At 59.7% G+C, this 25,657-nt stretch carries 22 protein-coding genes; 14 read left to right on the plus strand and 8 right to left on the minus strand.

All coding sequences use genetic code 11. From position 1 onward, the window contains the following. Nucleotide 1: 1 nt before the first annotated feature. The 8 genes from livM to GF108_RS05025 all read left to right on the plus strand — a co-directional run bounded on the left by livM (nt 2) and on the right by GF108_RS05025 (nt 10,971). On the plus strand, nt 2-1,396 hold the full coding sequence (livM, locus tag GF108_RS04990) for a high-affinity branched-chain amino acid ABC transporter permease LivM (protein WP_091920996.1): 1,395 nt from the start codon (nt 2-4) through the stop codon (nt 1,394-1,396). After that, a complete protein-coding gene (locus tag GF108_RS04995; protein ID WP_153667073.1) occupies nt 1,396-2,808 on the plus strand; it encodes an ATP-binding cassette domain-containing protein in 1,413 nt (470 codons plus the stop codon). The genes livM and GF108_RS04995 overlap by 1 nt, the downstream gene beginning before the upstream one ends. After that, nucleotides 2,808-3,539, plus strand: coding sequence for an ABC transporter ATP-binding protein (locus tag GF108_RS05000; RefSeq protein ID WP_027231138.1), 732 nt, complete (start codon nt 2,808-2,810; stop codon nt 3,537-3,539). Before GF108_RS04995 ends, GF108_RS05000 begins: the two co-directional genes overlap by 1 nt. A 46-nt stretch (nt 3,540-3,585) precedes the next feature. Next, nucleotides 3,586-3,939 (plus strand): DUF6867 family protein, encoded by a 354-nt coding sequence (locus GF108_RS05005; RefSeq protein ID WP_027231139.1) that lies wholly within the window; start codon nt 3,586-3,588, stop codon nt 3,937-3,939. A gap of 127 nt (nt 3,940-4,066) precedes the next feature. Next, complete coding sequence (locus GF108_RS05010) at nt 4,067-5,182, plus strand: branched-chain amino acid ABC transporter substrate-binding protein (protein WP_027231140.1); 1,116 nt, start codon at nt 4,067-4,069, stop codon at nt 5,180-5,182. A gap of 168 nt (nt 5,183-5,350) precedes the next feature. Further along, nucleotides 5,351-8,809, plus strand: coding sequence for a pyruvate carboxylase (gene pyc, locus GF108_RS05015; protein ID WP_153667074.1), 3,459 nt, complete (start codon nt 5,351-5,353; stop codon nt 8,807-8,809). A 154-nt stretch (nt 8,810-8,963) separates the two neighbouring features. Further along, entirely contained in the window at nt 8,964-9,746 is a 783-nt protein-coding gene (locus GF108_RS05020) for a DeoR/GlpR family DNA-binding transcription regulator (RefSeq protein WP_246663837.1), read from the plus strand. A 58-nt stretch (nt 9,747-9,804) separates the two neighbouring features. Continuing rightward, complete coding sequence (locus GF108_RS05025; protein ID WP_153667076.1) at nt 9,805-10,971, plus strand: MFS transporter; 1,167 nt, start codon at nt 9,805-9,807, stop codon at nt 10,969-10,971. Here the strand turns inward: GF108_RS05025 and GF108_RS05030 are convergent. Next, nucleotides 10,968-12,083 (minus strand): patatin-like phospholipase family protein, encoded by a 1,116-nt coding sequence (locus GF108_RS05030; protein WP_153667077.1) that lies wholly within the window; start codon nt 12,081-12,083, stop codon nt 10,968-10,970. The two genes, GF108_RS05025 and GF108_RS05030, sit on opposite strands and share 4 nt — an antisense overlap. Continuing rightward, on the minus strand, nt 12,083-12,862 hold the full coding sequence (locus GF108_RS05035) for a 3-hydroxybutyrate dehydrogenase (protein ID WP_153667078.1): 780 nt from the start codon (nt 12,860-12,862) through the stop codon (nt 12,083-12,085). The genes GF108_RS05030 and GF108_RS05035 overlap by 1 nt, the downstream gene beginning before the upstream one ends. Before the next feature lie 223 nt (nt 12,863-13,085). Between GF108_RS05035 and ispG the strand changes: the two genes are divergently transcribed. Next, a complete protein-coding gene (gene ispG / locus GF108_RS05040) occupies nt 13,086-14,345 on the plus strand; it encodes a flavodoxin-dependent (E)-4-hydroxy-3-methylbut-2-enyl-diphosphate synthase (protein ID WP_370462077.1) in 1,260 nt (419 codons plus the stop codon). A gap of 4 nt (nt 14,346-14,349) precedes the next feature. Here ispG and GF108_RS05045 read toward each other — a convergent pair whose 3' ends face one another. Further along, nucleotides 14,350-15,267, minus strand: a complete 918-nt coding sequence (locus GF108_RS05045; protein ID WP_153667344.1) for a polyprenyl synthetase family protein — start codon at nt 15,265-15,267, stop codon at nt 14,350-14,352. Nucleotides 15,268-15,478: 211 nt separating this feature from the next. On the opposite strand from GF108_RS05045, the gene mtgA reads away from it, so the two are divergent. Both mtgA and rpmF read left to right on the plus strand, forming a co-directional pair. Beyond that, entirely contained in the window at nt 15,479-16,174 is a 696-nt protein-coding gene (gene mtgA, locus GF108_RS05050; protein ID WP_172982579.1) for a monofunctional biosynthetic peptidoglycan transglycosylase, read from the plus strand. 189 nt (nt 16,175-16,363) lie between these two features. Further along, on the plus strand, nt 16,364-16,546 hold the full coding sequence (gene rpmF, locus GF108_RS05055; protein WP_027231148.1) for a 50S ribosomal protein L32: 183 nt from the start codon (nt 16,364-16,366) through the stop codon (nt 16,544-16,546). A gap of 67 nt (nt 16,547-16,613) precedes the next feature. Here the strand turns inward: rpmF and GF108_RS05060 are convergent, their stop codons facing one another. From GF108_RS05060 to phaR, 5 genes are all read right to left on the minus strand, one after another. Continuing rightward, nucleotides 16,614-17,852 carry an RNA polymerase sigma factor gene (locus GF108_RS05060; protein ID WP_153667080.1) on the minus strand — a complete coding sequence of 413 codons (1,239 nt, stop codon included), beginning with the start codon at nt 17,850-17,852 and terminating at the stop codon, nt 16,614-16,616. Nucleotides 17,853-17,857: 5 nt separating this feature from the next. Continuing rightward, on the minus strand, nt 17,858-18,211 hold the full coding sequence (locus GF108_RS05065) for a YciI family protein (protein WP_153667081.1): 354 nt from the start codon (nt 18,209-18,211) through the stop codon (nt 17,858-17,860). A 97-nt stretch (nt 18,212-18,308) separates the two neighbouring features. Continuing rightward, nucleotides 18,309-18,590 carry a cupin domain-containing protein gene (locus GF108_RS05070; RefSeq protein ID WP_027231151.1) on the minus strand — a complete coding sequence of 94 codons (282 nt, stop codon included), beginning with the start codon at nt 18,588-18,590 and terminating at the stop codon, nt 18,309-18,311. A 5-nt stretch (nt 18,591-18,595) separates the two neighbouring features. After that, nucleotides 18,596-19,033: a heme-binding protein gene (locus GF108_RS05075; protein WP_153667082.1), complete on the minus strand. Its 438-nt coding sequence runs from the start codon at nt 19,031-19,033 to the stop codon at nt 18,596-18,598. Between the two features lie 75 nt (nt 19,034-19,108). Continuing rightward, nucleotides 19,109-19,717: a polyhydroxyalkanoate synthesis repressor PhaR gene (gene phaR, locus GF108_RS05080; RefSeq protein WP_153667083.1), complete on the minus strand. Its 609-nt coding sequence runs from the start codon at nt 19,715-19,717 to the stop codon at nt 19,109-19,111. Nucleotides 19,718-19,979: 262 nt separating this feature from the next. Between phaR and GF108_RS05085 the strand changes: the two genes are divergently transcribed. The 3 genes from GF108_RS05085 to GF108_RS05095 all read left to right on the plus strand — a co-directional run bounded on the left by GF108_RS05085 (nt 19,980) and on the right by GF108_RS05095 (nt 25,656). Beyond that, a complete protein-coding gene (locus tag GF108_RS05085; protein ID WP_153667084.1) occupies nt 19,980-21,164 on the plus strand; it encodes an acetyl-CoA C-acetyltransferase in 1,185 nt (394 codons plus the stop codon). A 121-nt stretch (nt 21,165-21,285) separates the two neighbouring features. Continuing rightward, the gene (locus tag GF108_RS05090; RefSeq protein ID WP_027231155.1) at nt 21,286-22,011 is read left to right on the plus strand and encodes a beta-ketoacyl-ACP reductase; all 726 of its coding nucleotides are present in this window, start codon (nt 21,286-21,288) and stop codon (nt 22,009-22,011) included. Between the two features lie 561 nt (nt 22,012-22,572). Next, nucleotides 22,573-25,656, plus strand: a complete 3,084-nt coding sequence (locus tag GF108_RS05095) for a helicase-related protein (protein ID WP_153667085.1) — start codon at nt 22,573-22,575, stop codon at nt 25,654-25,656. The last annotated feature ends 1 nt before the right edge of the window (nt 25,657 follow it).

The following is a 25,657-nucleotide window of genomic DNA, read 5'->3' on the forward strand; positions in this document are numbered from 1 at the left end:
CATGGCCGATGTCCAGAATACAGAACGGGACTCCGTTTTCGCGAAAGCCCTGAAGGAAGGGATTATCTCAGGTGCAATCGCACTCGGGCTATTCTGCCTGATCGTCGGTTTCCGCACCGAGCAGAACATTCGCAACGAACTGATCCTCACCCAGCGCTGGGGGCTTTTGGCGATCTTTGTCCTCGTCGCGGCGGTGGGTCGGTTCCTCGTTACATACACTGCGCCCATGCGCGCCGAGCGCAAGAAGTTGCACAAGGTCGCCGAGGCGAGGGAGCCGTCCGCATTCAGGAAGTCGTTCCCGAAGATCGGTCTTGGCCTGCTCTTCCTCTATCCCGCCCTCGTGGTCCTGATACTCAGTGCCTATCAGGGGTCTATGATGGGCGGCCTGCAGGCCTCGCTCAAATATGTCGATAATTTCGGCATCCAGATCCTTATCTATGTCATGCTGGCGTGGGGACTGAATATCGTCGTCGGCCTCGCCGGACTGCTCGATCTCGGTTACGTCGCATTCTACGCCGTCGGTGCTTATTCCTACGCGCTGCTCTCGGCCCATTTCGGCCTGTCATTCTGGCTGCTTTTGCCGATGGCCGGTATTTTCGCCGCGACCTGGGGCATTATTCTTGGGTTCCCGGTGCTGCGCCTGCGCGGTGACTATCTTGCCATCGTAACGCTTGCCTTCGGTGAGATCATCCGTCTCGTCCTCATCAACTGGACAGCTGTCACGAAGGGAACGTTCGGTATCTCCGGCATCGCCAAGGCGACATTGTTCGGCATCCCGTTCACGCCGGGCCCGACAGGTTTCGCTGCGATGTTCGGCTTGCCGAATTCCGGCGTCTACTACAAGATCTTCCTCTATTATCTCATCCTCTGCCTGGCGTTGCTGACCGCCTGGGTCACGATCCGCCTGCGCCGCATGCCTGTTGGCCGCGCCTGGGAAGCCCTGCGCGAAGACGAGATCGCGTGCCGCTCGCTCGGCATCAACACCACGACGACCAAGCTTACGGCATTCGCCACCGGCGCGATGTTCGGCGGTTTTGCCGGGTCGTTCTTCGCGGCACGCCAGGGTTTCGTCAGCCCGGAATCCTTCGTCTTCCTCGAATCGGCAATCATCCTGGCGATGGTCGTTCTCGGCGGCATGGGATCGCTGGTTGGTATCGCCATCGCTGCGGCCGTCATGATCGGCGGTACGGAATTGTTGCGCGAACTCGAATTCCTCAAGCTTATCTTCGGCCCCGACTTTACCCCGGAACTCTATCGCATGTTGTTGTTCGGCCTTGCCATGATCGTCGTCATGGTGTGGAAGCCGCGCGGCTTTGCCGGCAGTCGAGAACCAAGTGCCTTCTTGCATGAACGTAAGATGATATCGGGCGAGTTTACGAAAGAAGGGCACGGCTGATGGTTTCGGAAGTGCAGAAAAATACCAGCGCAATCCTGCGTGTTGAACGTCTCTCAATGAAATTCGGTGGCCTTATCGCCATCAACGACCTAAACTTCGAAGCCAAGCGCGGTGCGATCACGGCCCTCATCGGCCCCAATGGCGCCGGCAAGACGACGGTGTTCAACTGCATTACCGGCTTCTACAAGCCGACGGAAGGCATGTTGACACTGACGCGCCAGAACGGCGAGGAGTACCTTCTCGAACGCATGGCCGATCATGTCATCACCAAGCGGGCAAAGGTGGCACGGACGTTCCAGAATATCCGCCTGTTCTCGGGCCTGACGGTGCTCGAAAACCTCCTGGTTGCGCAGCACAATCCGCTGATGCTTTCCTCGGGCTTCACCGTCCTTGGCCTCCTCGGCTTTCCGACCTACAAAAAGGCGGCCGCGGAAGCGATCGAGAAGGCACGTTACTGGCTGGAGAAGATCAATCTCGTCAGCCGGGCGGACGATCCTGCCGGTGATCTGCCCTACGGGGCGCAGCGCCGCCTCGAGATTGCCCGTGCCATGTGCACCGGGCCGGAGCTTCTTTGTCTCGACGAGCCAGCAGCGGGTCTGAATGCGCGTGAATCGGCAGAACTCAACAAGTTGCTCCTCGATATTCGCGCCGATACGGGAACGTCGATCCTGCTTATCGAGCACGACATGTCCGTGGTGATGGAAATCTCCGACCATGTTGTCGTTCTCGAATACGGTACCAAAATTTCCGATGGCACGCCTGAGACCGTCAAGAATGATCCGAAGGTCATCGCCGCCTATCTCGGCGTCGAAGACGAGGAAGTGGTCGAATTGATCGAGAAGGCGGAAGAAGCGGGCGTCGACGACATCACGGCCGCTGTCGATTTGCTCTCCTCCGAAGCGCTGCACGAGATCGTCGAGACCCATCCCGATGCTCAGCCGGTAGAACTCATCCCGGCCAACACGCTGCTTGAGACGGCACCGGCAAAAGCTGCCGCCGCCCGCAAAGCGTCAGCGAAAACTGCGGCGCCCAAACCGGCCTCACCAAAGGCTGCGGCTCCTAAACCGGAGTCGCCGAAGGCTGCGGCTCCTAAACCGGCCTCGCCGGCGAAAGCCGCTGGCATCAAGGCAGGGGCGACAGCCAATGCACTGGCCGAACCGCGAGGCGGCAGGGCCGACAAGCTGATCCTGATCAAGGGCATAGGTCCGGTCAACGAGCGCAAGCTCAACGAACACGGCATCTTCCATTTCGATCAGATCGCCGCATGGAAGAAAGCCGATATCATTGCCGCCGAAGCCTATCTCGCCTTCGACGGGCGGATTGCCCGTGAAGACTGGATCGGTCAGGCCAAGACACTGGCAAAGGAAAGCCAGGCTAAACCGGCGCCCAAGAAGACCGGAGGGGCTAAGTAATGTCGCAGAACCAGGCCCTTCTCAGCATCGAGAATGTCGAGACCTATTACGGCAATATCCGTGCGCTGAGCGGTGTAACCGTTCATGCCAATCCCGGTGAGATTGTCACGCTGATCGGCGCCAATGGCGCAGGCAAATCAACGCTGATGATGACGATCTTCGGCATGCCGCGCGCCCGCACCGGCCGCATCGTCTTTGACGGCACGGACATAACGCAGTTGCCGACACATGAGATCGCGCGCCTGCGCATTGCGCAATCGCCGGAAGGACGCCGCATCTTCCCGCGCATGACCGTGCAGGAAAACCTGCAAATGGGTGCGAGCCTCGATAATCTCAAATTTTTCGACGAAGACTCGCGCATGGTCTTCGACCTGTTCCCGCGTCTCAAGGAGCGCATCAACCAGCGCGGCGGCACGCTTTCCGGCGGCGAACAGCAGATGTTGGCGATCGGCCGCGCGCTGATGGCGCGTCCGCGGTTGCTTCTGCTCGATGAGCCATCGCTCGGTCTTGCGCCGTTGATTATCAAACACATTTTCGAGGCCATCAAGGAACTGAACAAGAATACGGGCCTGACCGTGTTCCTGGTCGAACAGAATGCGTTCGGCGCCTTGAAGCTCGCGGACCGCGGCTATGTGATGGTCAACGGTATCGTGACGATGAGCGGTTCGAGCGCCGACCTTCTTGCCAATCCGGAAGTGCGTGCTGCCTATCTCGAAGGCGGTCGTCACTGAACAAGTAGGGCTTCCACCGACGGCGAAGCCCAAGGAGAATAATGCCATGCAAGGCATACTTTACGAAGAACCGTCCATCTTTCTGTTCCTGCTTGTCACCTGCGTCATGGGGGGCTGGGCGGCCTGGATGGCGGGACGTGCCTGCGCCAAGACCTGGCGTCCGATTGCCTTCCTCGTATTCTACATGCTGCTGCTCGGCATCGCCGTCAGGTTCATCCACTTCGCCCTGTTTGGCGGCACGATGCTGACACTGCACTATTACGTGGTCGATACAATTGTCCTGATCATCTTCGGGACATTGGGCTATCGCTACACCCGTACCAACCAAATGATAGGTCAATATTTCTGGCTCTACGAAAAAGTTTCTCCATTTTCATGGAAGGAAAAAACGGGAGCCTAACCAATCTCGCTGATGCGAAATGAATCAGCGTGACAACCGCCGGGAAATCGGCAAATGTGCGCTTCAAGCGATGAAAACGGGTCATCGCGAGGGGTTTAGTAAATACTTAGAAAATGGGAGTTTTCAAATGAAGAAATCACTGTTCTCGGGCGTTGCACTCGCTGCAATGCTCGCTTTGAGCGGTCATGCCTATGCTGATCTGTTGATCGGCGTCGGCGGTCCGTTGACCGGCCCGAACGCTGCATTCGGCGCTCAGTTGCAGAAGGGCGCTGAGGCTGCCATTGCCGAGATCAATGCTGCGGGCGGCATCAACGGCGAACAGGTCAAGCTTTCGCTCGGTGACGACGTTTCCGATCCGAAGCAGGGCATTTCGGTTGCCAACAAGTTCGTTGCTGACGGCGTAAAGTTCGTTATCGGCCACTTCAATTCGGGCGTTTCGATCCCCGCTTCTGAAGTCTATGCTGAAAACGGCATCCTCGAAATCACGCCTGCCGCGACCAACCCGGTCTTCACCGAGCGCGGCCTCTGGAACACCTTCCGTACTTGCGGTCGCGACGACCAGCAGGGTGTGGTAGCCGGCACGTTCATTGCCGAAAAGTTCAAGGACGCCAAGGTTGCCGTCGTGCACGACAAGACGCCATATGGCCAGGGTCTTGCTGACGAAACCAAGAAGACCTTGAATGCCAAGGGCGTCAAGGAAGCCATGTACGAAGGCGTCAATGTCGGCGACAAGGACTTCTCCGCGCTGATCGCCAAGGCAAAGGAATCGGGCGTAACCGTTCTCTACTGGGGTGGCCTTCACACCGAAGCAGGCCTGATCATGCGCCAGCTCGCCGACCAGGGCCTCAAGGTTCAGTTCATCTCCGGTGACGGTATCGTTTCGAACGAACTCGCTTCGATCGCTGGCGACGCAGTTGCAGGCACGCTGAACACCTTCGGTCCCGATCCGAGCAAGAACCCTGCCAACAAGGAACTCGTCGAGAAATTCCGTAAGCAGGGCTTCGAACCGGAAGCTTACACCCTCTATTCCTATGCTGCAGCTCAGGTCATCGCCGACGCAGCGAAGGCTGCCGGATCGAACGATCCTGAAGCCGTTGCCAAGGTGATGAAGGAAAAGGGTCCGTTCAAGACCGTTCTCGGCGACATCGCCTTTGACGAAAAGGGTGACCCGAAGCTTCCAGGCTACGTCATGTACGAGTGGAAGAAGGGCGAAGACGGCAAGTACAGCTACTTCCAGCAGTAAGCCTTCTTGCATGATTGCCTAAGCGAATGCCCGGCCTTGCGCCGGGCATTTTGCTGTTGGACATTTCGATTTCTTATGGTCAATATGCGTTGTTTGCAGTGCAGCAATCTGTAGCCAGATAAGCGCGCCAAACCAAAACTACTTTAGTTCATATTCGGAGTTGCGGTCTTGCCTATCAAGAAAATCCTCGTCGCCAATCGTTCGGAAATCGCGATCCGCGTGTTTCGCGCTGCCAATGAACTCGGCATGAAAACCGTGGCGATTTGGGCGGAAGAGGATAAGCTTGCGCTGCATCGCTTCAAGGCGGACGAATCCTACCAGGTGGGGCGTGGACCGCATCTTGCCAAGGATATGGGGCCGATCGAAAGCTATCTCTCGATCGAGGAAATCATCCGCGTCGCCAAGCTTTCCGGGGCCGATGCAATTCATCCCGGTTATGGCCTGCTTTCGGAAAGCCCGGAGTTTGCCGAAGCCTGCGCCGAGGCGGGTATCATCTTTATCGGGCCCAAGCCTGAAACCATGCGCCGGCTCGGCAACAAGGTCGCCGCGCGCAACCTCGCGATCGAAATCGGCGTTCCTGTCGTGCCGGCCACCGATCCGCTTCCTGACGACATGGAAGAGGTCAAACGGCTCGCCGAGAAGATCGGCTATCCTGTGATGCTCAAGGCATCATGGGGCGGCGGCGGGCGCGGCATGCGGGCCATCTTCAAGCCGGAAGATATTGCCCGGGAGGTCACCGAGGGCAAGCGCGAGGCCAAGGCCGCCTTCGGCAAGGATGAAGTCTATCTCGAAAAGCTCGTTGAGCGCGCGCGCCATGTCGAGGTGCAGATACTCGGCGATACGCACGGCAATGCGGTGCATCTCTTCGAGCGCGACTGCTCTATCCAGCGCCGCAACCAGAAAGTGGTAGAACGCGCCCCGGCGCCCTACCTCAACGAGGGGCAGCGCAAGGAAATCTGCGACTACGGCTTGAAGATCGCCAAATCCACCAATTATATCGGTGCCGGAACGATCGAGTTCCTGATGGATTCCGATACAGGCTCCTTCTATTTCATCGAGGTCAATCCGCGCATCCAGGTCGAACACACGGTGACGGAGGAAGTGACCGGGATCGACATCGTCAAGGCGCAGATTCGCATCCTCGAAGGCGCGACCATCGGAACGGCCGATTCGGGTGTGCCGGCACAAAAGGACATCAGGCTCAACGGCCACGCCTTGCAGTGCCGTATCACCACAGAGGATCCCGAGCAGAATTTCATTCCGGATTATGGCCGCATAACAGCCTATCGCGGCGCGACGGGCTTCGGCATCCGCCTCGACGGCGGCACAGCCTATTCGGGCGCTGTCATCACGCGCTTTTATGATCCGCTCCTCGAAAAGATCACCGCCTGGTCACCGACGGCCGAAGAGACCATCCACCGCATGCACCGCGCCTTGCGCGAGTTTCGTATTCGCGGCGTTGCGACGAACCTGACCTTCCTTGAAGCCATCATCACGCATCCGAAGTTCACCGACAATTCCTACACGACGAAGTTCATCGACACCACGCCGGAACTCTTTGCGCAGGTGAAGCGGCAGGACCGCGCCACCAAGCTCTTGACCTATCTTGCCGATGTGACGATCAACGGGCATCCGGAAACCAAGGGTCGCGCCACCCCGCCGAAGGAAGCGGCGCTCCCGCGCGTTCCCTTCATTGAAGCGTCGATTCCAGACGGCACCAAGCAGCTGCTGGACCAGCTTGGACCGAAGAAGTTCGCTGAGTGGATGCGCAATGAAGAGCGCGTGCTCGTCACCGATACGACGATGCGCGATGGCCACCAGTCGCTGCTGGCGACACGCATGCGCACCTATGATATCGCCCGCGTCGCCGGGACCTACGCGCGCGCGCTCCCGCAATTGTTCTCGCTCGAATGCTGGGGCGGGGCGACCTTCGACGTTGCGATGCGCTTCCTGACGGAGGATCCGTGGGAGCGGTTGGCGGAAATTCGCGAGCGTGCGCCCAACATCCTGTTGCAGATGCTTTTGCGCGGCGCCAATGGCGTCGGCTACAAGAGCTATCCGGATAATGTCGTCAAATATTTCGTCAGCCAGGCGGCGCGCGGCGGTATCGACGTGTTCCGTGTTTTCGACAGCCTGAACTGGGTCGAAAACATGCGCGTCAGCATGGACGCGGTCATCGAGGAGAACAAGCTCTGCGAAGCGGCGATCTGCTACACCGGCGACATTCTCAACTCGGCGCGGCCGAAATATGATCTAAAATATTATGTCGATCTTGCCCGCGAGGTTGAGAAGGCGGGCGCTCATATCATCGCCGTCAAGGACATGGCCGGGCTCCTGAAACCTGCTGCAGCCAAGGTTCTGTTCAAGGCGCTGCGGGAAGCAACCGATCTGCCGCTGCATTTCCATACACACGACACCTCGGGGATCGCGGCCGCGACGGTCCTTGCTGCCGTCGACGCGGGCGTCGACGTGGTCGACGCCGCCATGGATTCACTCTCCGGCAACACCTCGCAGCCTTGTCTCGGCTCCATCGTCGAAGCGTTGAAGGGCACTGAGCGCGATCCCGGCCTTGATCCTGAATGGATTCGCCGTATTTCCTTCTACTGGGAGGCGGTGCGCACCCAGTACGCGGCATTCGAAAGTGACCTCAAGGGGCCGGCTTCGGAAGTCTATCTGCACGAAATGCCCGGCGGCCAGTTCACCAACCTTAAGGAGCAGGCGCGCTCGCTCGGTCTCGAAACCCGCTGGCACGAAGTGGCGCAGGCCTATGCCGACGTCAACCAGATGTTCGGCGACATCGTCAAAGTGACGCCGTCGTCGAAGGTGGTGGGCGACATGGCGCTGATGATGGTGAGCCAGGATCTGTCGGTCGCGGACGTGAAAAACCCCGGCAAGGACATCGCCTTCCCGGATTCGGTCGTCTCCATGATGCGCGGCGACCTTGGTCAACCGCCAAAGGGTTGGCCCAAGGATATCCAGAAGAAGGTTCTGAAGGACGAGAAGCCATTCACCGAGCGGCCGGGCGCGCTGCTTGCGCCGGCGGACCTCGAGGCGGAACGCAACGACATCGAAACCAAGCTCGAACGCAAGATCACCGACCAGGAGTTTGCCTCCTATCTTATGTATCCGAAGGTCTTTACCGACTTTGCCACCACGCACGATACCTATGGGCCGACGAGCGTCCTGCCGACCCATGTCTATTTCTACGGGCTTGCGCAGGAGGAAGAGGTCTTCCTCGATATCGAACGGGGCAAGACATTGGTCGTGCGCAACCTTGCCATGGGCGAGGCCGACGACAAGGGCATGTGTACGGTCTTCTTCGAGCTCAACGGCCAGCCACGCCGGGTCAAGGTGCCGGATCGCACACGCGCCGCGGGTGGAGCGGGCGTTCGCCGCAAAGCGGAACTCGGCAATGACAAGCATGTCGGCGCGCCAATGCCCGGTATCGTATCGACAGTCGGCATCGCTCCGGGGCAGAAGACCAACGCCGGGGACGTCTTGCTGTCCATCGAAGCAATGAAGATGGAAACGGCGTTGCGTGCCGAGCGCGACGGCACCGTCGCCGAAGTTCTTGTCCGTGCCGGCGACCAGATCGACGCCAAGGACCTTTTGGTGGTCTACGAATAGGGCCGGTTTCTATTAGTGGAGTGTTCGCAAGGGCCCCAAACGGGGCCTTTGTTGCAAAGGGATTCGGCTCACATTGCGCGTTTATGCATAAATGTGCAATCGATATTGCCGATATCGGCAATATCGGGTACAAGGATGCAATGGAGGAACGTCCTTGCTGAAAGATCTATCCCCGGACGAACGCAAAAGCATGATCCTGCGGCGGATCAACGAGAACGGTCGTGTGCTCGCCAACATGATTGCGTCGGAGTTCGGCGTCTCGGAAGATTCCATACGCCGTGACCTGCGCGAACTCGCGGATCAGGGCCTCGTTCAGCGCTTTCATGGCGGTGCAGCACGCAGCCGAACGGGACCGAGAAGTTTCCAGCAACGCGCGCGCGAAGAGACCGCCGAGAAAAAGGCGATCGCCCGGGCAGCGGCAGCGCTTATTCCGCCCGATGCGACGATGGTGCTTGATTCCAGCACAACGGTTCTCGAATTCGTGCGCGCCCTTCCTGCCGATTTCAGAGCCTGCATCATCACGAGTGCACCGGATATCGCGGTCGCGGCGCTCGATCATCCGCTTTGCGAGGTAATATTGCTTGGCGGAACCTTGAACCGGCTGACGCGCAGCGTGATCAGCCAATCGACGCTGGCCGAAGTTCAATCGATGCGCATCGACTACTGCGTGCTTGGCGCCTGCGCCGTCGATGAAAGCCTGATGCTGCGAGCCGAAAATTATGATGATGCGCGCATGAAACTGGCCTTTGCCGAGGCGAGCAACGAAGTCCTGCTCTTGGCAACCAGCGACAAGCTCGTGAAGCGGGGTCCGTTCGCCATCGGGCCGATAGCCCTTATATCCACCCTCGTCACCGATACCACGGCCGACCCCTCGATCCTTGATCGCATCGGCGGCGCCGGTGTCGAGGTGATCGTTGCCGCCGACAAACAAGCCTGATTTTATGTGAGTGAATTCAATGTCCGTCCAAGCCCAATCTGCAACCGGTGAAGCCCCAATGGATGCCGCGACCTTTCGCAGGAAAGCTGTTTATGGCCGCTGGGCCGTCGCCAGCGCGTTTTTCTTCAATGGCTTCCTTGTCGGCAGCTGGGCTCCGCAGATTCCGGTCTTCATGACGCGGCTCGGCATCAGCGAGTTCACGCTTGGGCTTCTTATCCTGGTGTTCGGCATCGGGGCGCTGGCTTCGATGCCCTGGTGCGGCTACCTGATCGAAAAGCATGGATCGCGCGCCGTGGTGAAGGGGTTTGCCATATTCTGCTCCTTCTCGCTCCTTCTCGTTGCCCTCGCGCCGAACGTGATAAGCGCCGCACCGGCGCTGTTTCTGTTCGGCGCGGTCATCGGCGGGATGGATGTCGCGATGAATGCGAATGCGGTGGAGGTCGAGAAAAAACTCTCCCGTGCCGTCATGTCGTCCTCGCACGGCTTCTGGAGTCTTGGAGGCTTTGCCGGCGGCGGACTTGGGGGCATCCTGATCGAAGCCCATGGACATCTGGCACATGCCGTCGTCGTGACGATCATCGCGATCGCGATCGGCCTCATTGCCTTCCGGTTCATGATCACCGAGGACGCGCCCGTCAGGCACGAGAAGCAGAAGCTGACGTTCCCCACCAATCCCTTGATCTATCTCATCGGCCTGATGGCGCTCTTCTCCATGGTTCCGGAAGGATCGGTGCTCGATTGGGCAGCGCTCTATCTGCGCCAGGAGCGCGGGGCCGATATCGCCACGGCCGGCTTCGCATTTGCGGCATTTTCGGGCACGATGTCGATCATGCGTTTTCTTGGCGATGGCGTGCGTGACCGTTTCGGTGCCGTCAATACGCTGCGCATTTCCGCGCTGATCGGCGCGTCGGGAATGCTTGCCGCCAGTATCGCGCCGACCTCGTGGATCGCCATCCTCGCCTTTGCCTTTTCCGGCCTCGGCATTGCCAACATGGTGCCTATCGCCTTTTCGGCAGCCGGCAACCAGCAGGGCACGTCATCGGGCGTGGCCCTAAGCATGGTTACGCTCATGGGTTATTCGGGGATACTCGTTGCGCCATCGGCAATCGGTTTTGTCGGCGGCAAGACCGGGTTCGGACCGATCTATATGGTGCTCGCGGGTCTGCTCGTCGTCGTCGCCCTCATGGCCAACCTTGCCAGGAGCGCGGATCAAAAAGTAAGTTAGGCCCGGCGCGCGGCACCCATTGGCTTTTTTCGCTGCAAGAGGAAATCGCTGACGCGACGACCGGGCTTTTTCGCCTTGAAGCCGATATGCATTTCCGGCGCGAGTTCGCCGGTCAGGTCGAGCGTCGCGTGCTCGCCTACGGCGTCGCTGTGCTCATCGAGCCAATCTTCAGCCGCGGCGCGCCCAAGGTCTCGCAGATATTCGAGGAAGGCCCATTCGGCATTGATCTTCGAGGAAGAAGACAGGCCCGCCAGAGCTTCGTCAGCGTCGATACGATGCATGCGGATATGGCGGTAGTCGCCATGCTGAAGCCGCCCGGCATCGATCAGTGAGTTGACGAAGGCAATCGAGCGGAACTCGCGCAGCAGCGCGGCATTGAACGTGATTTCGTCGATCCGCTCGCTGATTTCGCGTGCGGTCTTTGGCGTGCCGCGCCGCTCTATCGGATTGATCTGGACGAGGAGAACATCCTCGCTCTCGCTCGAATAGAAAAACGGGTAGAGCGCGGGATTGCCGCCATAGCCGCCATCCCAATAGGGTTCGCCGTCGATTTCCACCGCCTGGAAAATATAAGGAAGGCATGCGGAGGCCATCACCACGTCGGCGTTCAGTTCCGATTGCGAGAAAACGCGCAGGCGCCCCGTCTCGACATTCGTGGCGGAAATGAAGAGCTTGAGCTTGGGGCAGGCCTTCACCCGGTCGAAGTCGATTTCCTTTTCGATCACGTCGCGCAACGGATTGAGATTGAAGGGATTGAACTCATAGGGCGAAAAAACGCGCGAGATCTGTTCAAACAGGTTGAAGCCAAAGCCATTCTCGATGGACCAGTTGCCAAAGAACCTGTCCCAGGGCGAGCGCTGCACCGGGCTGAATTGGCCCGTTCGGCCCACTGCGCGCCAGAAATCATGCAATTTGGCGCGTGCACCTTCGGCACCATTGTGTGCCCAGCCATCGGCAAGAGCCACGGCATTCATCGCGCCGGCGCTCGTACCTGAGACGCCCTCGATTGTCAGTCGCCCGTCCTCCAGAATGCGGTCGAGCACGCCCCACGTAAAGGCGCCGTGCGAACCACCACCCTGAAGGGCGATGTTGATGGCCTTGGTTGTGGCCATTATGCCGCGGTCCAGCCGCCGTCGACGGAAATTGAGGTCCCGGTGATCTGTGCTGCGGCGTCGCTGGCGAGAAACACCACCGTCGCACCGATCTGGTCGACCGTCGCGAACTCCTTCGTCGCCTGCTTGTCCAGCATCACTTCGCGGACCACCGTATCGCGATCCATATTATGCGCCTTCATCTGATCGGGGATCTGGGCCTCGACCAAGGGCGTGAGCACATAGCCCGGGCAAATTGCGTTGCAGGTGATGTGTTTTTCGGCGACTTCGAGGGCTACGGTCTTGGTCAGGCCGAGAATGCCGTGCTTGGCAGAGACATAGGCCGACTTGAAAGGCGAGGCGCGCAGGCCATGGGCCGAGGCGATATTGATGATACGACCCCTGCCGGATTTCTTCATATGCGGTAGCGCGGCAGCAGTGGTGTGGAACGCCGAGGTCAGGTTGATCGCGATGATCGCATCCCATTTCTCGACCGGAAACTCATCAACCGGCGCGACGAACTGGATCCCGGCATTGTTGACGAGCACGTCGACACTGCCGAAGATATCGGCCGCCTTTTCGATCAGCGCCCGGCATTCGCCGCCGTTCGACATGTCCGCCTTGATGTAGACGACGTCCACCTCATGCTTTTCAGCGATTTCCTTGGCGAGCGCATGATCCTCGGCGCCATCGGTGAAGGAGTTGATCGCGACATTGTAGCCGGCGGCCGCGAGTGCATGGGCAGAACCGAGGCCGATTCCGGAGTTGGAACCTGTGACGACTGCGGTCTTTTTTGTCATGGCAAAGGCTTCCTTCGATTTCAAACAACCGCCGCCTCGCGGTCCGGGGAATATATTGCATTGCAGCAAAATTGCTAGGCTCGCAGCTGTGAGACTTTGTCATGGAAGCTCTGCATTCAGCGGGTAGCATGACTGGAACCTTTTCTCTTCGACGTTGAGAGGCGGTCAGTGTTGACAAACAGCGATAGCTGCGCCACCTGAACGGGATACTTGGAGCGTGATGATGTCTGACTATTATTCCGACCCCTTTCCCCGGCGTCCATCGGTTGGTGTTGATGTCGGCGGCGTAATGGTGGGTGGCGGTGCGCCCATTGTCGTGCAGTCGATGACCAACACGGATACTGCCGACGTTGATGGCACTGTAGCGCAGGTCGCCGCGCTGTCGCGTGCCGGGTCCCAGATCGTGCGCATCACCGTCGACCGTGACGAATCCGCTGCCGCTGTTCCAAAAATTCGCGAACGTCTCGACAGGCTCGGTCTCCCGGTGCCGCTCGTTGGCGATTTTCACTATATCGGCCACAAGCTCCTTTCCGATCACCCGGCCTGCGCGGAGGCGCTGGCCAAATACCGCATCAATCCGGGGAATGTCGGCTTCAAGGAGAAGAAGGACGCGCAGTTCGGCGCCATCATCGAGATGGCGATCCGCTACGACAAGCCTGTGCGCATCGGCGTCAACTGGGGTTCGCTCGACCAGGAACTCCTGACGGCGCTCATGGATCAGAATCACAAGGTAGGGGCGCCGCTCACCGCCGAGCAGGTTACCCGCGAGGCGATCGTCCAGTCGGCGTTGATTTCAGCGCAGCTTGCCGAAGAGATCGGCCTTGCCCGATCGAAGATCATTCTCTCCGCGAAGGTGAGCCAGGTACAGGATCTCATTGCCGTCTATGCCGAGCTTGCACGCCGCACAGACCACGCTCTTCACCTTGGCCTGACCGAAGCCGGCATGGGTTCGAAGGGTATTGTCGCATCGTCCGCCTCGCTTGGCATCCTCCTGCAGCAGGGGATTGGCGATACGATTCGCATTTCGCTGACCCCCGCGCCCGGCGGCGACCGCACCCAGGAGGTGCAGGTCGCGCAGGAACTTTTGCAGACGATGGGCTTTCGCCAGTTTATTCCCATCGTCGCTGCCTGCCCCGGCTGCGGACGCACCACGTCTACCGTTTTCCAGGAATTGGCGCAGTCGATTCAGAGCGACATCCGCAAGAACATGCCGATCTGGCGCGAGAAGTATCCTGGCGTCGAGGCGCTTAACGTCGCCGTCATGGGGTGCATCGTCAACGGTCCGGGCGAGTCGAAGATGGCCGATATTGGCATATCCCTGCCGGGAACCGGCGAAACGCCGTCAGCGCCTGTATTTGTCGATGGCAAAAAGGTTGCGACGCTGCGCGGTGCCGGCATTGCCGAAGATTTCCAGAAAATGGTCGCCGATTACATCGAAAACCGGTTCGGCCAGCAGTCCGCCGGATCACACGCCGCCGAATAGAGTGCTAGCTGCGCCGCTCGGCAATGAAGCGGGCAGCGTCCTTCAACAGTGCGGCCGATGCGCCGTAGGGCGAAAGCAGTTCTTCCGCCTGGGCGACCAGGCCGGCAAGCTGGCGCTTGGTCCACTCGATCCCATGCAGCGAAACGAGCGTGGCCTTGCCGGCGGCAGCATCCTTGCCGGTCGCCTTGCCCATGCGGCTCGCATCGGCGGTCACATCCAGCAAGTCGTCGGCGAGTTGAAAGGCAAGGCCGATAGCCGAGCCATATTCCGCCAGCCGTTCGCGATCCTTCTCGCCGGCATTGCCGATAATGGCCCCGGCCTCGCAGGCGAAACGGATAAGTGCGCCGGTCTTCATCGCCTGCAGGCGAATAATGCCTTCCTCATCGGGTTTGACCGTCTCGGCTTCAAGATCAAGCGCCTGCCCCCCGGTCATGCCGCCTATGCCGGCAGCGCGCGCCAATTGCGTGATGAGGGCCAGTCGCGCGGAGGAAGTAAGCTCGGTCGCCTCGTGCGAAATGAGTTCGAACGCGTAGGTCAGAAGGCTGTCGCCGGCAAGAATGGCCGCGGCTTCATCGAACTTGCGATGCACTGTCGGCTGGCCTCGACGCAAATCGTCATCGTCCATGGCTGGAAGATCGTCATGAACAAGCGAATAGCTGTGGATGCATTCGAGCGCCGCTGCGACGCGCAGGGCCGCAAGGTTGTCCGCTCCGAAAAGGGCTGCACTTTCCATCACAAGGAAAGGCCGCAGTCGCTTGCCCCCATTGAGCACGCCATGGCGCATCGCGGCCATCAGGCGTGGTGGCCGGCTGATTTCGCCGGTGCGCGAGCGATCAGAGAGAAGTTCGCCAAGCAATGTTTCGACTGCCGCCGCCCGCTGCTGCAAGGTAATCTCGAACAATGAAAAGCCCTGATCCGTCATCATTATCCGCCAATGACCGAAAAATTGCTCGCCGGTCAATGGGGCTGGTTGCGGCTGCCATCAATTTGCTGCGCTGCCGTGTGTGGATAATGCATAAAACTGCAGAATGAATTCCCTTCCGCAGCGCTTTGCTCTATGTCCAAGAAGAGTTTTAGCGCGGACGGACTGAGTGACGAGGGTTTTGGTTAGAAACAAGCGGGGGAGAGGTTATCTGGTCGGGCCCGGTCGTTCGCCCGTCGGACGGCTGCTACGATACGCCGTCCTTGCCGGCGTTGTTTTGATCATGCTGCCGCTGGTTCTTCTGAGCCTCTATCGTATCCCTTTCGTGCATCCGGTCTCGACGCTCATGGTCAAGGACCTCGTGACGTTTTCAGGTTACGACCGGCGCTGGGTGCCCGTCGAGCAAATCTCGCCGGTGCTGATCAATTCGGTGATGATGTCCGAAGATGGGCGGTTCTGCTTTCATTCAGGCGTTGACTGGGACGCGCTGAATTCCGTTGTCTCGGATGCGATCGATGGCGAGCAGACCCGTGGCGCTTCGACAATCACCATGCAGACGGCCAAGAACCTTTTCCTCTGGACCAGCCGTTCCTTCATCCGCAAGGGTCTGGAAGTGCCGCTTGCGATGCTGACGGATCTGATCCTGCCCAAGCAACGGATTATGGAAATCTACCTGAACATCGCAGAATGGGGTCCGGGCATCTATGGCGTCGAGGCTGCTGCACAGCATCATTTCAACACAAGTGCAGCAAAGCTTTCACCGCGCCAGGCAGCCTATCTCGCAGTGACGCTCCCCAATCCGATCGTCCGCAATCCGGCAAAGCCGGGACGCGGCATGCAGACACTCGCGCGGCTCAACGAACGCCGGGCGCGCGGCGCGGGCGCCTATATCGGCTGCGTGAAGTAGGATTGGAGCCACCCGGCACGGCGCCAAACACGGTAGCATCGGCGCTTGCGACAAAAAATATGCGAGTCCTGCTGGTCAAAAGCTCTCAAGCCGTGTATAGCCCCACCCGAACTTTCCGGAATTTTGTCCATTGTGACAGGCTCAAATCGGGCCAGTGCCGGATTTTGACTGATTACTGGAGCTGGAACAATGGCTGTACCTAAACGAAAAACTTCCCCGTCGAAGCGCGGCATGCGCCGTTCCGCTGACGCCCTGACTGCCCCGACCTATGTCGAGGACAAGAATTCCGGCGAACTGCGCCGTCCGCACCACGTCGATCTGAAGACCGGCATGTATCGCGGTCGCCAGGTGCTGACGCCGAAGGAAGGCTGATCGCCTCTTCGATACGTTTGAATAAAAAGACCGGCTTCAAGCCGGTCTTTTTATTTGTTGGGCAGGTTCATTGAAATAGTGCATGTCGTCGTCGCTGCAGAAATTCACGCATGGCCGGCACATCGCAAAGACCAATGGCGCGGTCATAGGCTGATCGAGCTTCATCGCCGCGTCCGAGCGACGTCAGCAAGTGCGCAGCAACTGCCCAATAGGGTTGGTAGCTTTTCACCGCCGTGCCGGGAATGCTCTCGAGCAGCTTCCAGCCAACCGCCGGACCGCGGGCCTCGGCAATGGCTGCGGCTCTGCCCACCATCGCTCCGATCGTAGGCGCATAGGCAATAAGACCCTCGTAGAGAAGGGCAATCTCCTCCCAGTCAATGCTCCCGGTTCGCTTGCGCTGGGCGTGAACCGACTGGATTGCCGCTTCGAGCTGAAAGCGACCGACACGGCGGTATGGTGCTGCCGAGCGCAGGAGTTCCTCCGCTTCCTCGATCATCGGATGCGACCAAAGCGTGGTGTCCTGTTCCATAAGCGGAACATAATTGCCAGCGGCGTCGCGCCGCGCATTGTGCCGCGATTCACAATAGAGCATGAGCGCCAGCAGGCCGCGTACCTCCGGCTCGTCGGGCATGAACCGCAGAAGCAAGTGGCAGAGCTCCATGGCCTCACGGCCAAGGCCCCTGCTGCGCGGATGGTCGCCCGCGATGTCATCCCAACCGCTGCCGTAGGCGGCGTAGATGGCCTCGATGACAGCATTGAGCCGTTGGGGCAGGTCCTCTGCTGCGGGCACCTCGAACTCCATGCCGGCGTCGCGGATCTTGCGCTTGGCGCGGGCAAGGCGCTGGCCCATCGCAGCGGGTTGCACCAGAAATGCCGAGCCGATACGCGCAGCATCAAGGCCGAGCAAAGTCTGCAGCATGAGCGGCGTGTGCGCGGCTCGATCGATGGCGGGGTGCGCGCATATAAAGAGCAATTTCAATCGTTCGTCGGGAAAGGACGGCGCGGCATCGGCCATGTCATGCGCCTCCTCGGCAATTGCGAGCAATGTCGGTATCGAAGCAGTCCTGACACGCGTGCGGCGCATCGCATCCGACAGACGGTTGCGTGCTACCGCAAGCAACCAGGCTTCGGGCTTAGCGGGAATGCCATTGCGTGGCCAGGTTTCGAGGGCCGAGGCGAAAGCATCGGCAAGCGCGTCCTCCGCGGCAGTCAGGTCACGCGAACGCGCAGCGAGAAAGACAACGAGCCGACCGTAGGAATGACGCGCCGCCATCTCGACGACGCGGCGCGTATCCTCATCGCTCATTGGCTTCACATCGAAATGTTTGGTCGAACTTCGACAACGCCGCCCGCCACGGCAGCGGGGGACCGGGCCGCCCAACTGAGCGCGGTATCGAGATCCGGCACGTTGATGATGTAGAATCCGCCAAGCTGTTCCTTGCTGTCGGCATAGGGTCCGTCCTGGACCTGCGGCTGACCACCCCGCAATTTTATCGTGGTCGCCGTCTCAGGTGCCTGGAGTCCGGCGCCAGTGACCATGATGCCAGCCTCCCTCAGGACTTGCGAATAGGCCATCCATCCGGCGACATAGGCCTGCTGTCTCGCTGGGTCTGTTCGCGCCGCATATGCATCTTGCGTCTCATAGGCCAAAATCGTGTAGTTCATGGCTGTTCCTTCCCGGTTATAGCGCAAAGACATGCGCCCGATGCAATGACGGCTCACAGCAGCGCATTTTGACATGAACCGAAGATTTTTCCCGGGCCTATTTAATTTCAATCTCGATGAAGGAGTATTCGCCGTCATTGGCGTTAATGACGTCGTGTTCGACGCCCTCCGAGCGAAAATAAGGCACGCCCTTTTTCATGTCCGCAAAGGACTCGCCATCCTTGGTCAGGAGTTTGACCCGCCCGTCCATCATCGGCACGACAACATAATCGTGGCCATGCCGGTGCCAGCCCGTATTGTCTCCCGGCGCAAACCGATACTCCGTCACCACCACGCGGTCATTGTCGATGAAGACGGTTGCCTTGGCTGATCCGGACATGCGGTCTAACCCTGGCCGCCATCGGCGACAAAGCCAGCGGCCTCGACGCCTGCGATTGCTGCCGTCTCGTCATTATCGGACGTGTCGCCACTGATGCCGACTGCGCCAATGACTTCGCCCTTGCCATTCTTGACGAGAACGCCGCCGGCAACCGGAATCACATTTCCACCGGATGAAGCGACGAGCCCTTCCATGAAATGCGGACGCTCCTTGGCGAATTTTTCTACGGTACGCGAACCGGCACCGATAGCCAGGGCGCCATAGGCCTTGCCGAAAGCGATCTCAAAGCGAAGCATCGACGAGCCGTCCTGCTTCTGGAAGGCCTTCAGGTGACCGCCCGCGTCGAGGACGGCAACCGAAAGCGGTCGCATCCCGCCTTCGGCGCCTTTGGCCAATGCGGCCTTGATGATGGAATTGGTCTTCGAAAGTGTGATGTACGCCATGATGGTCTCTCTGCGATAGAAGTTCGAATAAAAGCAGGCTCCGAAGCGAAGCCCGTTGTCGAATGAAGCAGGTTGCTATTTGCCGAGCGAGTCGAGTTTACGCTGCATCGCAGCGATCTGTTCCTTCAACTCGTCGAGACCGCCGCCATCCTTGGTGGGTTTGTCGGATGCTGCCTCGCCCGCTTCGGGCTCCGGGCCCTTGCCGAGCGGAAAAGGCGTAAACATGCGCATTGCGTTCTGCAGCATTTCAGTGTTGCGCCGCACCTGCTCTTCGACCAGCTTGATTGGGGCGCTGACATTCATCATGTCCATTGGCGTCTTGCCGAAGGCCGCGGTCAGCTGCTCACGCATCCGCTCCTGCTCCTTGGCGAATGCCTGCATGGACTGTTCGAGGAATGTCGGCAAAACCACCTGCATCTGGTCGCCGTAATAGGCGATCAACTGGCGCAGGAACGGGATCGGCAACATGTTCTGCCCATCCTTGTTCTCCAGTTCGAAGATGATCTGCGTCAGAACCGAATGCGTGATGTCCTCCCCCGTCTTCGCATCCTGTACTGTAAAGTCCTCATTGCGCTTGACCATTTCGGCCAGATCCTCAAGCGTAACGTAGGTACTCGTGCCGGTGTTGTAGAGACGCCGATTGGCATATTTCTTGATCACGACGTCGCCAGTTTTTCCTGCCATTGCTCAACTCCCCAACCTCGCGCCCTCCGCCGAATTTGCGTGCCGGCTTACGGATCAAGGCGGAAGGATAGGGGCAAAGCTCGGCAATTCAAAGAGAATTGTGCAGCGCATCCAACGCGATGCGAGGAAGGTCATGCTGCACTGCAGCAATTGATAATTTGGCCTTCGGAAACAAATTGCCTTGTCAAACGATTGCGGGGAGGGAATTCTGTCGGGGAAGTGTGCTGCACCAACCAGCATGACAAATTTGAGGAGACTTCCCATGAGCCAATCGATCGTCATTGCCAGCGCTGCGCGCACCGCTGTCGGGTCATTCAACGGCGCATTCGCCAATACGCCGGCGCATGAACTCGGTGCTGCCGTCATCAAGGAGGTCCTGGCGCGGGCCGGCGTGGAGGCGGCAGACGTGGATGAAGTCATTCTCGGCCAGGTGCTGACAGCCGGCGAGGGCCAGAACCCTGCGCGTCAGGCAGCCATCGCTGCCGGCATCCCGCAGGAGGCAACCGCCTGGAGCCTTAACCAGGTGTGCGGCTCGGGCCTGCGCGCCGTGGCGCTGGGGATGCAGCAGATTGCAACAGGCGATGCCAATATCATCGTCGCCGGCGGACAGGAATCGATGTCCTTGAGCCCGCACTGCGCGCATCTTCGCGCCGGTGTGAAGATGGGCGACTACAAGATGATCGATACGATGATCAAGGACGGCCTCACCGATGCATTTCATGGCTATCATATGGGCATCACCGCCGAGAACATTGCCCGCAAGTGGCAGTTGACGCGCGAGGAACAGGACAGTTTCGCCCTCGCCTCGCAGAACAAGGCCGAGGCCGCGCAAAAGGCCGGGAAGTTCAAGGACGAGATCGTTCCCTTCACCATCAAGACGCGCAAAGGCGACGTTGTCGTTGCCGACGATGAATATATTCGCCATGGCGCCACAATGGATGCGCTGACCAAGCTGCGTCCGGCCTTCGACAAGGAAGGCACCGTGACCGCAGGCAACGCCTCAGGACTGAACGATGGCGCCGCCGCCGTTGTGCTGATGACGGAGGAAGAAGCCAATCGCCGTGGTATCAAGCCGCTTGCCCGTATCGCTTCCTGGGCGACCGCCGGCGTTGACCCGGCAATCATGGGAACGGGGCCGATCCCTGCCTCGCGCAAGGCGCTGGAGAAAGCCGGCTGGAACGCTGAGGATCTCGACCTGGTCGAAGCCAACGAGGCATTCGCCGCGCAGGCGTGCGCCGTGAACAAGGACCTCGGCTTCAATCCCGATATCGTCAACGTCAATGGCGGCGCCATTGCGATCGGACATCCGATCGGCGCTTCGGGTGCGCGCATTCTTAATACGCTGCTTTTTGAGCTGAAGCGCCGCAACGGCACGAAGGGCCTCGCAACCCTTTGCATCGGCGGCGGCATGGGCGTTGCACTCTGCATCGAACGCCTCAAGGACTAATCCGCTGAGGACTGGCGCGCTTTAGGCGGGCCGGTCCATTTCGCACGGTGGGTAGGCCCTGCGCTTTCGATTTTCTCAACATTTTCTTGATTGGCAGAAATACGTTTAAGGGAGGGCGACAATGACAAAAACAGCAATCGTAACGGGCGGAACACGTGGCATCGGCGCTGCCATAAGCATTGCGCTGAAGAAGGCCGGCTACAATGTTGCGGCAAACTACGCCGGCAATGACGAAGCGGCGCAGAAATTCAGCAAGGAAACCGGCATACCAGCCTACAAATGGGACGTGTCCAACTACGAGGAATGCGCAGCGGGCATAGCCAAGATCGAGGCCGATCTCGGCCCGGTCGCCGTGCTCGTCAACAATGCCGGCATCACGCGCGACGCAATGTTCCACAAGATGACGCCGGCGCAGTGGAACGACGTCATCAATACGAACCTTACGGGTCTCTTCAACATGACGCACCCGGCGTGGAACGGCATGCGTGACCGCAAATTTGGGCGCGTGATCAACATATCGTCGATCAACGGCCAGAAGGGCCAGGCAGGACAGGCCAATTATTCGGCGTCGAAGGCGGGCGATATCGGCTTCACCAAGGCGCTGGCCCAGGAGGGCGCGCGCGCCGGCATCACCGTCAACGCCATTTGCCCGGGCTATATCGGCACGGAAATGGTGCGCGCGATCGACGAGAAGGTGCTCAACGAGCGCATCATTCCCCAAATCCCGGTCGGCCGTCTCGGCGAGCCGGAAGAAGTCGCGCGGTGCGTGGTGTTCCTCGCATCGGACGATGCCGGCTTCATCACCGGCTCCACGATCTCGGCGAATGGCGGGCAATATTTCAGCTGATCCTGCCAAGAGTGTCTCGCGGTCCGCGCGAGGCACTCGTCGCTCCCAAACCCTGAATCTTCTCCTAACGGCGAGGTCGCGCATTAAGGAACAAAGCGCGAAACGCCAGGGCCTTGCCTGGCCATCGCGCGATTCCAGCCGGATTCCCCGACACAAAACGATAAGCAATGCTTTCCTGCATCTATTTCTACTAACTTATTGAATTAACAGATATATTTTATCCAAGTTGACGCCTTTCGTTCCGGCATTATCGTTAATGCAGATGCAGCAGGACTGGGTATGCTGGCAAAAACCGATTCAGCATTTAGCTGGACTCGGATTGCAAAAATCTACATATTGCCGTGAACAAATCAGGAATCTCATCCTAGAGCTGATTCGTAGCTGATTCGTTCTTCTCGCGTTCTATTTCTTAATGGAAGACTCCGTGAATCGGTTCATGATTGTTTATCCGGTCGCCCCCGCATACTTTCTGTCGGACGCTGAAAGTGCTACGCGGAAAAGCATGCCCGGCTACTACTCACTCACCTGATTGGGCCTTGTACCGGTATTGGAATGTAGTTGATGAACCTTATGCCTACCTCTGAACTTCCTCTCGTCCTGACAGGCCGTGACGTTACGGCCGTACTCGGACCGACAAATACGGGAAAGACGCATCTCGCCATTGAACGGATGCTATCGCACCAGACCGGGATGATCGGCCTGCCGCTGCGGCTGCTCGCGCGCGAGGTCTATAACCGCGTGGTGCAGCGGGTCGGCGTGGCAAACGTTGCGCTGATAACGGGCGAGGAAAAGATCAATCCGGTCGGCGCGCGCTATTCGGTCTGCACTGTGGAAGCGATGCCGCGCCAGACCGACATGGATTTCGTCGCCATCGACGAGGTGCAGCTCGCCAATGATCTCGAGCGCGGGCACATATTCACCGATCGCATCCTGCATCTGCGCGGACGCCAGGAAACATTGTTGCTCGGCGCCGCCACGATGCGCGGTATTCTCGAAAAGCTCCTGCGCGGCATTTCCGTCGTCACAAGGCCAAGGCTTTCCACCCTCACCTATGCGGGATCGAAGAAGATTACCCGCCTGCCGCCGCGCACCGCGGTCGTAGCCTTCGCCGCCGAGGAGGTCTATGCGATCGCCGAACTCATCCGGCGCCAGAACGGCGGCGCTGCAGTGGTGATGGGGGCCTTGAGTCCCCGGACGCGCAATGCGCAGGTCGAAATCTACCAGTCGGGCGATGTCGACTATCTGGTTGCGACCGACGCGATCGGCATGGGTCTCAACCTTGATGTCGACCATGTCGCCTTCGCTCAGGACCGGAAATTCGACGGCTATCAGTTCCGCAACCTTTCGTCGGCTGAGATCGGCCAGATTGCTGGACGGGCCGGGCGGCACCTGCGCGACGGTACCTTTGGCGTCACGGGCGCAATTTCCGGTTTTTCCGAGGAACTGGTGCAACGCGTCGAGTCGCACACTTTCGACCCGGTCAAGATATTGCAGTGGCGGACGGCCCGTTTCGACTATTCGAGCATCGCTGCGCTGAAGCGCTCGATCGAGACACCGGCACCGATCGAAGGGTTGACGCGCGCGCTCCCCGCCGTCGACCAGCAAGCGCTCGAGTTTCTTTCGGCCGATCCCGACGTTGCCCCGCTTGCCGATACGCCGGAGCGCGTGGCGCTGTTGTGGGATGCCTGCGCGCTTCCAGACTACCGCAAGATCGCGCCGGCGCAGCACGCCGACATTATCGCATCGGTCTATACCGATCTCGTCGAATTCGGTCATGTAAACGAGAATTACATGGCCGAAGAGGTGCGCCGGGCCGATTCCACGGACGGTGACATTGACGCTCTTTCACGCAGGATCGCCCAGATCAGAACGTGGACTTTTGTGTCGCACAGGCCCGGATGGCTGGCAGATCCGACACATTGGCAAGAAAAGACGCGTGAAATTGAGGACAGACTATCCGATGCACTGCATGAACGGTTGACGAAACGCTTCGTAGACCGCAGGACAAGCGTGCTTATGAGGCGCCTGAGAGAGAATACAATGCTAGAAGCCGAAATCAGCCCTGCCGGGGACGTCGTTGTCGAAGGGCACCATGTTGGACGCCTGGACGGATTCCGTTTCACAACGGACGCACAGGTCGAGGGAACGGATGCCAAAGCCCTTCGGGCAGCCGCGCAGAAAGCCCTGGCTGCGGAGTTCGAAAGCCGGGCGGAGCGCTTTGCCGCTTCTGCCAATGGCGACTTCGCGCTCGGCTCGGATGGAACCCTGCGCTGGATAGGCGCCCCGATCGCATCGGTGGTGCCGGGCGAGCAGGCGCTCAAGCCGCGCGCCGTCCTTCTGGCGGATGAGCAATTGACGGGGCCGGCGCGCGATAAGGTTGCCGCGCGCGTCGATCGTTTCCTGGCGCACCATATCGAGACGGTCCTCAAGCCGCTGGTTGATCTCGCCAATGCCGATGCGCTCGTCGGTATCACCAAGGGACTTGCCTTCCAGCTCGTGGAAAATTTCGGTGTCCTGCAGCGACGTGATGTCGCTGACGACGTTCGCGGCCTCGACCAGGACTCGCGCGCTGCGCTTCGCAGGCTCGGGGTGCGGTTCGGCGCGTACCACGTCTTCCTGCCACTGCTCTTGAAGCCCGCTCCGGCCGGCCTGTTGACGCTGCTCTGGGCGCTCAAGGAAGACGCCAAGGATCGTCCGGGTTATGGCGACGTCGTACAGGTGCTCGCAGCCGGCCGCACTTCGGTCGTCACCGATGCAAGCTTTGATCCTGCATTCTACCGCCTTGCCGGTTACCGGCTGCTTGGCCGCCGCGCGGTTCGCATCGATATTCTCGAACGGCTTGCTGATCTTATTCGCCCCGCTCTCGGCTGGAAGCCTGGAACCGGCACGCGTCCGGATGGCGCCTACGATGGAACGCGCTTCGTCGTAACCCCGGCGATGATGTCGATCCTTGGCGCGACTGCGGACGACATGGAAGAGATTCTGAAGAATCTCGGCTACCGTGCGGAAGCGACCGACGCCGCAGCGGTCGCCGCCAAGCTCGTCGAGTTCGATGCGGCCGCTGTGCCCGCGCCAGAAGCGGCTCCGGCTGCGGAAGGTGGCGCGGCCGAAGCAACGGCAGAACCGGTTGCAGCCGATGCTGTCGAGGCAGAGCCCGCCGCATCCGAAGCTACGCCGACGGCAGCTGAACCCGCTGCCGCACCGGCAGAGACCACGGCCGTCGCCAGCGCTCCCGCAGAACTGGCGGAAACTGTCGAGACTGCCCCGAGTGCCCCCGAAGAAGCGCCAAAGCCAATTCTTTTGTGGCGGCAGGCCCGTTTCGATGGCCGCGGCAATCGCGGCAATCAGGAAAAGCGCGGCAACGCCCGTGGTGCGGAAGGCCGGGGCAACAACCAGGCCGAGCAACGCAGCTCTCGTCCGGCAAACAACGAGAATGTGCGGCCCGAGCGGAGCGAGCGCAAGGAACATTTCCGTGGCAAGGGCAAGCCCGGAGGCAATGATCGCTTCAAGAACGAAGGCGGCAAGCCCAACAATGGCAAGCCGCAGCATGGCAAGCGTCCCGAGCGCGAGGAGCGGCCAGTCAAGATCGACATGGATTCGCCCTTTGCCAAGCTCCTTGCCTTGAAGGAGCAACTGAAAAAATAGG

It is taken from the genome of Phyllobacterium sp. SYP-B3895, from assembly GCF_009647635.1.
Classification (GTDB): domain Bacteria; phylum Pseudomonadota; class Alphaproteobacteria; order Rhizobiales; family Rhizobiaceae; genus Phyllobacterium; species Phyllobacterium pellucidum.

Bases quoted from the DNA above. Each gene is read 5' to 3' on its own strand.
- livM (WP_091920996.1), top strand. From the start codon at position 2: ATGGCCGATGTCCAGAATACAGAACGGGACTCCGTTTTCGCGAAAGCC.
- GF108_RS04995 (WP_153667073.1), top strand. From the start codon at position 1,396: ATGGTTTCGGAAGTGCAGAAAAATACCAGCGCAATCCTGCGTGTTGAA.
- GF108_RS05000 (WP_027231138.1), top strand. From the start codon at position 2,808: ATGTCGCAGAACCAGGCCCTTCTCAGCATCGAGAATGTCGAGACCTAT.
- GF108_RS05005 (WP_027231139.1), top strand. From the start codon at position 3,586: ATGCAAGGCATACTTTACGAAGAACCGTCCATCTTTCTGTTCCTGCTT.
- GF108_RS05010 (WP_027231140.1), top strand. From the start codon at position 4,067: ATGAAGAAATCACTGTTCTCGGGCGTTGCACTCGCTGCAATGCTCGCT.
- GF108_RS05025 (WP_153667076.1), top strand. From the start codon at position 9,805: ATGGATGCCGCGACCTTTCGCAGGAAAGCTGTTTATGGCCGCTGGGCC.
- GF108_RS05030 (WP_153667077.1), bottom strand. From the start codon at position 12,083: ATGGCCACAACCAAGGCCATCAACATCGCCCTTCAGGGTGGTGGTTCG.
- GF108_RS05035 (WP_153667078.1), bottom strand. From the start codon at position 12,862: ATGACAAAAAAGACCGCAGTCGTCACAGGTTCCAACTCCGGAATCGGC.
- ispG (WP_370462077.1), top strand. From the start codon at position 13,086: ATGTCTGACTATTATTCCGACCCCTTTCCCCGGCGTCCATCGGTTGGT.
- GF108_RS05045 (WP_153667344.1), bottom strand. From the start codon at position 15,267: ATGACGGATCAGGGCTTTTCATTGTTCGAGATTACCTTGCAGCAGCGG.
- rpmF (WP_027231148.1), top strand. From the start codon at position 16,364: ATGGCTGTACCTAAACGAAAAACTTCCCCGTCGAAGCGCGGCATGCGC.
- GF108_RS05060 (WP_153667080.1), bottom strand. From the start codon at position 17,852: ATGAGCGATGAGGATACGCGCCGCGTCGTCGAGATGGCGGCGCGTCAT.
- GF108_RS05065 (WP_153667081.1), bottom strand. From the start codon at position 18,211: ATGAACTACACGATTTTGGCCTATGAGACGCAAGATGCATATGCGGCG.
- GF108_RS05070 (WP_027231151.1), bottom strand. From the start codon at position 18,590: ATGTCCGGATCAGCCAAGGCAACCGTCTTCATCGACAATGACCGCGTG.
- GF108_RS05075 (WP_153667082.1), bottom strand. From the start codon at position 19,033: ATGGCGTACATCACACTTTCGAAGACCAATTCCATCATCAAGGCCGCA.
- phaR (WP_153667083.1), bottom strand. From the start codon at position 19,717: ATGGCAGGAAAAACTGGCGACGTCGTGATCAAGAAATATGCCAATCGG.
- GF108_RS05085 (WP_153667084.1), top strand. From the start codon at position 19,980: ATGAGCCAATCGATCGTCATTGCCAGCGCTGCGCGCACCGCTGTCGGG.
- GF108_RS05090 (WP_027231155.1), top strand. From the start codon at position 21,286: ATGACAAAAACAGCAATCGTAACGGGCGGAACACGTGGCATCGGCGCT.
- GF108_RS05095 (WP_153667085.1), top strand. From the start codon at position 22,573: ATGAACCTTATGCCTACCTCTGAACTTCCTCTCGTCCTGACAGGCCGT.